Here is an 8886-nt window from a genome sequence, read left to right on the forward strand (position 1 = left end):
CGGCGGCAGCCAGGGCGGCGGCATCACCCTCGCCGTGGGCGGTCTCGTCCCGGACCTGGTGGCGATCGCCCCCGACGTGCCCTTCCTCTGCGACTTCCCGCGCGCGACGACCCTGACCGACAAGGACCCGTACCGCGAGATCGGCCGCTTCCTCAAGACCCACCGGGGCCGCGACGCGGAGGTCCAGCGCACGCTCTCGTACTTCGACGGAGTCCACTTCGCCGCCAGGGGGCGGGCGCCCGCGCTCTTCTCGACGGCGCTGGAGGACCAGACCTGCCCGCCGTCGACCGTCTTCGCCGCCTTCAACGCCTATCCCGTGGAGGACAAGAAGATCGAGGTCTACACGTTCAACGACCATGAGGGCGGCGGCCCGTACCAGGAGGCCGCCCAACTCCGCTGGCTGCCGCGACGGCTGACCGCGGGCTGAGCCGCCGGCTGCCGGGGGACCCTTGACCGACGCCGGGCGGGACCATACGTTTCCGCTGGAGAAAGCGCTTGCTGGACGGTGGCGGGCGCTTCTCCCCGGCACTGATGGGGTGTTTGTCACGTCCACGCGCGCACAGCAGGAACGGTCCGTCCGGGTCGCGGTCGTCGGTACCGGGGCGATAGCCCGAGGGGCTCATCTCCCGGCCCTGGCCGCCCTCGCCGCCGAGCAGCCGATCGAGGTCGTCGCCGCGGTCGACATCGACAAGAGTGCCGTCGAAGCCTTCTGCGGCGAGCACGGCATCGCGCACCCGTACACCGATCTCCAGCTCATGCTCGACGAGCAGCGGCCCGACCTCGTGACCATCTGCACCCCGCCCACGCTCCACCGCGACCAGACCCTGGCCGCGCTGCGAGCCGGCGCCTGGGTCTGGTGCGAGAAGCCGCCCTGTCCCTCGCTCGCCGACTTCGACGCCATCGAAGCGGCGGAGGGCCAGGGCGGTCCGTACGCCGCGATCGTCTTCCAGCACCGCTTCGGATCGGGCGCCGAGCACGTACGGAAGCTGCTCGCCGGCCAGGACCTCGGCCGGCCGCTCGTCGCGCACTGCCAGACCACCTGGTACCGCAACACCGCCTACTACGCCGTCCCGTGGCGCGGTCGCTGGTCGACCGAGGGCGGCGGACCCGCCATGGGACACGGCATCCACCAGATGGACCTCCTCCTGGACCTGCTCGGCCCGTGGTCCGAAGTGCGGGCGATGGCCGGCCGGCTCGTCCACGACATCGAGACCGAGGACGTGTCGACGGCGCTCGTACGGTTCGAGAACGGCGCCCTGGCGACCGTGGTGAACAGCGTCCTCAGCCCCGACGAGGTCAGCCGCATCCGTATCGACTGCGAGCAGGCCACCGTGGAACTGACCCACCTCTACGGACACAGCAACGCGGACTGGAAGATCACCCCGGCCCCGGACGCCACCGCCGAACAAGCCGCGGAATGGCGGGACTTCGGCCCCGACGTCCCCAGCTCGCACCTCGCCCAGCTGCGCGCCCTCGTCGCCGACCTCCGCGCCGGGCACCGCCCGCGCAGCAGCGGAGCGGACGGCCGCACCAGCCTGGAACTGATCGCCGCCCTCTACAAGTCGGCCTTCACCGACACCACGGTCCGCGCGGGGACCATCGGCCCCGGCGACCCCTACTACACGGCCCTGCACGGCGGAGCGCCCGGCTGGGCACCCGCCGCCGAGGAGGTACGGGCATGAGCGGCGACCCGGGCATCGTCCACGCGCACGGCGACCACATCGCGGTCACGGCCCCCTCCGGCACCGAACTGCTGCGGTACGTCTACCGGCCCGAGTCCGCCTGGGAGGCGCCGAAGCCGTACCTCCACCCGATCCGCACCCTCGCGGGGCACCCCGTCACCGACTACCGCCCCAACGACCACCGCTGGCACAAGGGCCTGCAGATGACGGCCTCCCACCTCTCCGGCCAGAACCTCTGGGGCGGCAACACCTATGTCCACGGGGACGGTTACCTCCCGCTCCCCGAGCGGGTCGGCTCCATGGCGCACCTCTCCTTCGACGCGGTGGAGTCGGCCGACGGGCGTGCCACCATCGCCGAGCGGCTGACCTGGCACCCGTACGACGGCGACCACTGGGCCGACGAGGCGCGCCGTATCGACGTCCACGACATCGATGCGGACACCGGCAGCTGGGCGCTCACCTGGTCCAGTGCGATCACCAACCGCCGCGAAGAGCCCCTGGTATTCGGCAGCCCCACCACGCAAGGGCGTGAACTCGCGGGCTACACAGGGCTGTTCTGGCGCGGTCCGCGCGCCTTCCGTGACGGCAGGATCCTCGCCCCGCACGACGAGGGACCCGGTCTGATGGGACAACAGGCGCCCTGGCTCGCCTACTCGGGCGAGCACGACGGCGCCGACGGCCACGCCACCCTCCTCTTCGTCCACTCACCGCAGAACGACCGTGTGGGGGCGCAACCGGCCCACTGGTTCGTACGCAACGACCCGTTCGCCGCCGTCGCCCCCTCCTTCGCCTTCTACGACGACCTGGTCCTGGCCCCCGGCGACACCCTCGCCCGCAGCTACCGGATCGTCGTCGCCGACCGCGCCTGGGAACGCGACGAGATCACCGACTACCTGAAGGAGCACCCGTGGTGACCCACGCGGGCCCGCCCGGCTCCGTCGCCGTCTCGCACCTCCGCGTGTACGACTGGCCCGCCGCCGACGGCCTGCGCGGCGGCACCCCTCACCTGCACCTCACCTGCACCGAGGGGTACGTCGTCACCGGAGGCGGCGGCGCGGTCCAGACCCTCACGGCCGCGGGCTTCCGGCAGACACCCCTGTCACCCGGCGCCCTGGTCTGGTTCACGCCGGGCACCATCCACCGCCTGATCAACGACGACAACCTGCGTCTGGTCGTACTGATGCAGAACAGCGGCCTCCCCGAGGCGGGCGACGCCGTCCTCACCCTGCCCCCGCGCCACCTCACCGACTCCGATACCTACCGCGCGGCATCCGTGCTGCCTCTCGACGCACCCGAGGCGACGCGGGAGAAGGCGGCCCGCGCCCGGCGCGATCTCGCCGTCGAGGGCTTCCTCGCGCTGCGCGAGGCGACCGGGGCGGGAGACCCGGAGCCCCTGGCCGCCTTCCACCGGGCGGCGGCCGCGCTCGTACGGCCGAAGATCCCAGAGTGGCGCGAGCGGTGGGAGCGCGGCGCGGCCGCCGCGTCGGCAGCCACCGGCGAACAGCTCGACCGCCTCGCCGAGGGAGATGCTTCGCACCTCGCGCAGGCAGAGGTACGCGCCGAACAGCCCGCCTCGTACGGCAGGTTCGGCATGTGCGGCAGACTGGACGTCTACCCAGCCGTGTGACACAAGGGGAATCGATGACGTACTCGGCCGCCGGAGAACTCGACATCGCCCGTGCCACCCCCGAGGAATGGCAGGCGATCGTCGCATGGGCGGCGGCCGAGGGCTGGAACCCGGGCCTGGACGACATCGAGAGCTTCTTCGCCCAGGACCCCGAAGGCTTCTTCACGGGCCGTGTCGACGGCGAGCTCGTCTCGGCCGTCTCGGTGGTCAACTACAGCCCCGACTACGCCTTTCTGGGCTTCTACCTCGTCCATCCGGACCACCGAGGGCGCGGCCACGGCCTGGCCACCTGGAAAACCGCACTCGCCCATGCGGGCAGCCGCACGGTCGGCCTCGACGGCGTACCCGCACAGCAGGACAACTACCGCCGCTCGGGCTTCGGCCTGGCCCACGGCACGGTCCGCTACGTGGGAACCGTCCCCGCAGGCACGCCCGCGCACATCGAGCCCGCCGCCGCGACGGACCGCCAGGTGCTCCTCGCGTACGACAGCGCCTGCTACCCGGCGGACCGCCCGGCCTTCCTGGACCACTGGCTGACCCAGCCGGGCCACCGGGCTCTCGCCCGGGTGGTGGACGGCAGGCTCACCGGTTACGGCGTGATCCGCCCGGCCCGCGAAGCCCACAGGATCGGCCCGCTCTTCGCCGACACCGAGGCCGACGCCCGGGCACTGCTTGCCGCCCTGGCGGCGGAGGCCCAGGGCGCCCCCGTCGCCATGGACGTACCGGAATCGAACCCGGAAGCAGTGGCCATGGCCGTATCGCTCGGTCTGGAGCCGACCTTCGCGACGGCGAGGATGTACACCGGCCCCGTCCGTCCGGTCGCGGGCCACCGCGTCTACGGCGTGACCACCCTCGAACTGGGCTAGACCGACCGGTGGTACTGGTCGGGAACGTGTGCGTCCGCGCCGAGCTCCCGCGCGGCCTGCCGCGCCCAGGAGGGGTTACGGAGCAGCTCGCGGCCGAGCAGCACCGCATCCGCTTCGCCGTTGGCCAGGATCTTCTCGGCCTGCTCCGGGTCGGTGATCATGCCGACGGCGGCGACGGGCAGCCCGGTCTCGGCCTTGACGCGTGCGGCGAAGGGGACCTGGTAGCCGGGGCCGGTCGGGATGCGGACGCCGGCCACGTTGCCGCCGGTCGAGGTGTCCAGCAGGTCCACACCATGGGCCTTGAGCAGGGAGGCGAAGCGGACGGTGTCGTCGGCCGTCCAGCCGCCGTCGTCCAGCCAGTCGGTCGCGGAGATACGGAAGAACAGCGGGAGCTCCTCGGGCCACACCTCCCGTACGGCGTCCACGACTTCGAGGGCGAACCGGGTCCGGTTCTCGAAGGAGCCGCCGTACTCGTCGGTGCGCTGGTTGGAGTGGGGCGAGAGGAACTCGCCGACGAGATATCCGTGGGCGCCGTGGATCTCGGCGACCTGGAAGCCCGCGTCCAGCGCGCGCCGTGCCCCGTCGGCGAACTGCCCGACGATCTCCTGTATCCCCTCGACGGTGAGCGCGGTGGGAACGGGGTGCTTCGCGTCGAACGCCAGCGCGCTCGGCCCCAGCGGCTGCCAGCCGTGCGCCTCGGGCCCGACCGGCGCCCCGCCCTTCCAGGGCCGGTCGGTCGACGCCTTCCGGCCGCCGTGACCGAGCTGGATGCCGGGGACGGTGCCCTGCCCCTTGAGGAAGCGGGTGATCCGGCGGAAGGCCTCGACCTGGGTGTCGTTCCAGATGCCGAGGTCGTACGGACTGATCCGGCCCTCCGGGCTGACCGCGCTCGCCTCGACGATGATGAGGCCGGTGCCGCCGACGGCGCGTGCCGCGTAGTGCGCGAAGTGCCAGTCGTGCGGGGCACCGGCGAACTCGCCGTCAGGAGCCGCGCTGTACTGGCACATCGGGGGCATCCACACCCGGTTCGGGATGGTCAGGGACCGCAGGGTGCAGGGCTCGAAAAGCGCGCTCACGGCAGACTCCGCTCAGGGCTCGGGAAGGCGTCGGTACGGTTCGTACGATACCCATCGTAGTACGGCAGATGTCAAACTACGATGGGTCTCGTACAATGGGTCCGTGGCCACCGCACCGAGCACCCGAGAACTCGCCCACCCCGCGCGCGAGGACATCCGCCTGGAGGGCGTGCTGCACGCGCTCGCGGACCCCATGCGGCTGTCCGTGGTCCGCGACCTGGCGGCGGCGGACGAGGAGCTCTCCTGCTCGCAGCTCGTGCTCCCGGTCACCAAATCCACGACCACCCACCACTTCCGGGTGCTCCGCGAGAGCGGTGTGATCCAGCAGGTCTACCGCGGCACGGCCAAGATGAACGGACTGCGCCGCGAGGACCTAGACGCGCTCTTCCCCGAACTGCTGGACAGTGTCCTCGCTGCGGCTTCCGGGCAGGCCGACCGGCTCGGCGGCAGCTGAAGTCCCCTTCTGCGGAAGGTGGTTGAAGAGCAGATTGAGGACGAGCGCGGTGAGGCAGCCCGCGCTGATCCCGCTGTCCATCACCGTCTGGAACCAGTCGGGGAACTTCGCGTAGATACCCGGCACGCCCACCGGCAGCATGCCGACCGCGACCGAGACGGCGACGACGGTCAGATTGTGGTTGCCCGTGAAGTCGACCTTCGTGAGGGTGCGCAGCCCGCCGGCCGCGACCGTACCGAACATCACCAGACCCGCCCCGCCGAGCACCGGCGCCGGGATGGCGGCGACCACCGCGCCGAGCTTGGGCAGCAGACCGAGCAGGACGAGGATCCCGCCGGCGGTGGCCACGACCCAGCGGCTGCGTACGCGCGTCATGCCGACGAGCCCCACGTTCTGGGCGAACGCGGTGTACGGGAAGGTGTTGAAGACCCCGCCGAGCACGGTCGAGAGCCCGTCCGCCCGCAGTCCGTCGGCGAGCGCCCCCGGCTCCACCGGCCGGTCCGTCAGCTCGCCCACCGCGATGAAGTCGCCCGTCGTCTCGGTCATCGTCACCAGGGCCACCACCAGCATCGAGATGACCGCCGCCGCGTGGAAGGTCGGCGCCCCGAAGTGGAACGGCGTACTGATGCCGACCCAGTCCGCGTCCCCGGCGCCGCCGAAGTCGGTGAACCCGGCCGGAATCGCGACCACCACGCCGACCACGATCCCGATGAGCACGGCGATACGGCTCAGCGCGGCCGGAGCGAAGCGCTGCACGCCCAGCACCACCACCAGCACGAAGGCGGCGAGGCCGATGTTCTTCGGCTCCCCGAAGTCCTTCGCCCCGGCCCCGCCCCCGGCCCAGTTGCCCGCGACCGGCAGCAGGGAGAGGCCGATGATCAGGATCACCGTGCCGGTCACCAGGGGCGGGAAGAACCGCAGCAGCTTCCCGAAGACGGGTGCGAGCAGCATCATGGCGAGCCCTGCCGCGATCACCGCACCGTAGATCGCGGGCAGTCCGCCGCCCGTCGTGCCGATCAGCACCATCGGCGAGACCGCCGCGAAGGTGCAGCCCTGCACGATCGGCAGCCGTATCCCGAAACGCCAGAAGCCGATGCACTGGATGAGCGTCGCGATACCGCAGACCAGCAGATCCGCGGTGATCAGATAGGCGAGATCGGCGGGCGACAGCTTCATGGCGCCGCCGACGATGAGCGGCACGGCCACGGCGCCCGCGTACATGGCGAGCACATGCTGCAGCCCGAAAGCGGCGAGCTGGGAAGGGGGCGGGACTTCGTCGACCGGGTGTACCGCGGTCTGGGTCGGTGGTGTCATGCCCGAGACCGTAGAGCTGCTAAACAATCTGTTGATTTCAAGGATGTTGCAGCGAGGTGTCGCCGTACGCGGCCCCCAACAGCCCTGCCCAGTCGGGAATCTTCACCGTCCGACGGCCCAGCGAGAGACCCAGCGCGGCCTCCGCCTCTTCGATCGCCAGCCACCCCGGCCACTGGACCGGGCGCAGCCCCAGCCGCCGCATCGTGTCCAGCGGATCGTCGAGCGGCTGCCGCTGTACGAGAAGAGGCGCATCCGCGAGGAGCGAGGTCACCGTCTCCTTGGCGCACGGGCGGTTGGTGCCGATCACCCCGGTCGGCCCGCGCTTGATCCATCCCGCCACGTACTCACCGGGCGCCGCCGCGCCGTCCCGCAGCATCCGGCCCGCCGTGTGCGGAACAGTCCCGGACGCCGGGTCGAAGGGCAGCCCGGCCGGGGGAGCACCCCGGTAGCCGACGGCCCGCAGCACCAGCTGGGCCTCGATCTCCTCGTAGTCGCCGGTGGAGCGCACACCCCCGAGCCCGTCCGGCTCGGTCCGCTCGAACCGCACGCCGGCCACTCGCCCGTCGTCGCCGAGCAGCTCCACCGGCCGCAGGAAGAACCGCAGACGGATGCTGCGCGCCCGCGCCTGCGGCGACACACTGGTCCACTCGCGCAGGACGGCCACATTGCGCCGGTTCACCGCGGGCAGACCCGCCGGATCGGAGTAGGCGGGATCCAGCTCCAGTTCCGCCTCGTCCACGAGCATGCCCGCGTCCGGGAGCGAGCCGAGCTCCCGCAGCTCCTTGGTGGTGAACCGCGCTTGCGACGGGCCGCGCCTGCCGACCATGTGGACCTCGCGCACCCGGCTGGCGCCCAGCGCACCGAGCGCGGTCTGTGGAACATCGGTGGGCCGCAGCTCCTGTGCCCCGCGCGCGAGGATCCTCGCGACGTCGACGGCCACGTTGCCGACCCCGATGACGACGGCCGAACGGGCCCCCAGATCAAAGCCGTTGGCGGCGGCGTCCGGATGGGCGCTGTACCAGGAGACGAAGTCGGTGGCCGAGTGGCTCCCCTCCAGCTCCTCGCCGGGAATGCCGAGCCTGCGGTCCTTCGCGGCGCCCACGCAGTAGACGACCGCGTGGTACAGACCGAGCAGCCGCGCGGTGGTCAGCGCTCCCGTGCCCACCTCGACGCCGCCGACGAAGCGCACCCGCTCGTGTTCGAGCACCGTCCGCAGATTGTTCTGGAGCGACTTGATCTTCTCGTGGTCCGGGGCGACGCCGTAGCGCACCAGCCCGTACGGGCACGGCAGCCGGTCCAGTACGTCCACCCGCACGCCGGGCACCGCGCTCTGCTCGACGAGGGACTGGGCGGTGTAGACCCCGCTGGGGCCCGAACCGACGACGGCGACACGAAGCACGAGGGTGCCCCTTCCCGCTGGGTGTCCCCAGCATCGCACCGGTGTGGGGCATCGGGATGCCTTGTGCCGGAGCATTCTGCGCGCCGTGACAAGCAGTACGAACAATCCAGTTAAGTTACATATGTGACGGAAAGTACCTTTTTTAACTCTACTGACCGCTATGCCCAGAACAGCGAAGTATCGGTGTGGCCCGTGTGGGAGCTGCAGGGCCACGGCACCGTCACTTCCGGCCCAGGGGGAACCGCCGGGGACGGCCCGCCCTGGTTCAACATTCGGCTGACCTTCGCCGATGGGACGCGTATCGATGTGCTCGCTGTTCCCTCGGACGGCCGGGTCACCATCGAGGAGATGCGCGCCGACCCGCCGCTGTCGCTGGACGGCTTCGGGGCGCTCGCCGACTGGATCGAGGGGCCGCTGGAGGACGCCTGCCAGGTGCTCGGGGCCGAGGGGCCGCGCCCGCACGAGGAG

At 71.4% G+C, this 8886-nt stretch carries 10 protein-coding genes; 7 read left to right on the forward strand and 3 right to left on the reverse strand.

All coding sequences use genetic code 11. The annotated features are described in order from the left end of the window. From J0695_RS26405 to J0695_RS26425, 5 genes are all read left to right on the forward strand, one after another. A partial coding sequence (locus J0695_RS26405) for an acetylxylan esterase (RefSeq protein ID WP_206965992.1) occupies window positions 1-427 on the forward strand: 427 nt, incomplete at its 5' end. Window positions 428-536: 109 nt separating this feature from the next. Then, window positions 537-1682 (forward strand): Gfo/Idh/MocA family protein, encoded by a 1146-nt coding sequence (locus J0695_RS26410; protein WP_206965995.1) that lies wholly within the window; start codon window positions 537-539, stop codon window positions 1680-1682. Further along, a complete protein-coding gene (locus tag J0695_RS26415; RefSeq protein WP_206965996.1) occupies window positions 1679-2596 on the forward strand; it encodes a DUF6807 domain-containing protein in 918 nt (305 codons plus the stop codon). Before J0695_RS26410 ends, J0695_RS26415 begins: the two co-directional genes overlap by 4 nt. Next, window positions 2590-3309, forward strand: a complete 720-nt coding sequence (locus tag J0695_RS26420; RefSeq protein WP_206965998.1) for a cupin domain-containing protein — start codon at window positions 2590-2592, stop codon at window positions 3307-3309. The genes J0695_RS26415 and J0695_RS26420 overlap by 7 nt, the downstream gene beginning before the upstream one ends. Before the next feature lie 14 nt (window positions 3310-3323). After that, entirely contained in the window at window positions 3324-4175 is an 852-nt protein-coding gene (locus J0695_RS26425; RefSeq protein ID WP_206966000.1) for a GNAT family N-acetyltransferase, read from the forward strand. Here the strand turns inward: J0695_RS26425 and J0695_RS26430 are convergent. Further along, on the reverse strand, window positions 4172-5251 hold the full coding sequence (locus tag J0695_RS26430) for an NADH:flavin oxidoreductase/NADH oxidase (RefSeq protein WP_206966001.1): 1080 nt from the start codon (window positions 5249-5251) through the stop codon (window positions 4172-4174). The two genes, J0695_RS26425 and J0695_RS26430, sit on opposite strands and share 4 nt — an antisense overlap. 103 nt (window positions 5252-5354) lie before the next feature. On the opposite strand from J0695_RS26430, the gene J0695_RS44170 reads away from it, so the two are divergent. Then, window positions 5355-5705, forward strand: a complete 351-nt coding sequence (locus J0695_RS44170) for an ArsR/SmtB family transcription factor (RefSeq protein ID WP_307798767.1) — start codon at window positions 5355-5357, stop codon at window positions 5703-5705. On the opposite strand, the gene J0695_RS26440 is transcribed toward J0695_RS44170, so the two are convergent. Both J0695_RS26440 and J0695_RS26445 read right to left on the reverse strand, forming a co-directional pair. After that, window positions 5625-7019 carry a nucleobase:cation symporter-2 family protein gene (locus J0695_RS26440; protein WP_206966005.1) on the reverse strand — a complete coding sequence of 465 codons (1395 nt, stop codon included), beginning with the start codon at window positions 7017-7019 and terminating at the stop codon, window positions 5625-5627. The genes J0695_RS44170 and J0695_RS26440 overlap by 81 nt on opposite strands. Window positions 7020-7056: 37 nt before the next feature. Further along, window positions 7057-8418: an FAD-dependent oxidoreductase gene (locus J0695_RS26445; RefSeq protein ID WP_206966007.1), complete on the reverse strand. Its 1362-nt coding sequence runs from the start codon at window positions 8416-8418 to the stop codon at window positions 7057-7059. A gap of 123 nt (window positions 8419-8541) precedes the next feature. Here J0695_RS26445 and J0695_RS26450 point away from each other — a divergent pair. Further along, a partial coding sequence (locus J0695_RS26450; protein ID WP_307798768.1) for a DUF6214 family protein occupies window positions 8542-8886 on the forward strand: 345 nt, incomplete at its 3' end.

This window comes from Streptomyces beijiangensis (genome assembly GCF_017315755.1).
Taxonomy (GTDB): domain Bacteria; phylum Actinomycetota; class Actinomycetes; order Streptomycetales; family Streptomycetaceae; genus Streptomyces; species Streptomyces beijiangensis.

Coding starts and splice junctions, on each gene's coding strand:
- J0695_RS26425 (WP_206966000.1), top strand. CDS start 3,324: ATGACGTACTCGGCCGCCGGAGAACTCGACATCGCCCGTGCCACCCCC.
- J0695_RS26415 (WP_206965996.1), top strand. CDS start 1,679: ATGAGCGGCGACCCGGGCATCGTCCACGCGCACGGCGACCACATCGCG.
- J0695_RS26440 (WP_206966005.1), bottom strand. CDS start 7,019: ATGACACCACCGACCCAGACCGCGGTACACCCGGTCGACGAAGTCCCG.